At 34.3% G+C, this 329-nt stretch carries 1 protein-coding gene; it reads left to right on the top strand.

Annotated features, from left to right (window positions below; genetic code table 11):
* On the top strand, positions 1-249 hold a 249-nt coding region (locus ACHRV0_RS21640; protein ID WP_395442520.1), incomplete at its 5' end, for a DUF2931 family protein.
* Positions 250-329 lie beyond the last annotated feature (80 nt).

Genomic DNA, 329 nt, shown 5'->3' with positions numbered 1-329 from the left:
ATTGTGGCAGGAATGGCTCCTGGAGGAAATGTTACTATTTGGATGCAGGGAGGAACTGGTAGTACTGAAATATGTAGGTTTAAAGCAAAAAACAAAGGAATTTGGAAAGAAAATGATCCTGATTATAATAAATATATAAAAGAGCATCGTAGTTTATCTGACGGATTTAAAGGAATCCAGCACTTATTGGAAAATTCATGGCATTCCTTATTCTGTCTGGGAGAAAGGAGAAAAAGAATATCTTTATGATATTGGTTTCACGACAGAAGAAGAAGATAAAAGAGATTATAGTATAGCCATTGCGGGATATACAAAAGATGGCAGTATAA

The organism is Flavobacterium sp. FlaQc-30, from assembly GCF_044005885.1.
In the GTDB taxonomy this organism is placed as follows: Bacteria; Bacteroidota; Bacteroidia; order Flavobacteriales; family Flavobacteriaceae; genus Flavobacterium.
This window is presented reverse-complemented; position numbering and strand designations above follow the sequence as displayed.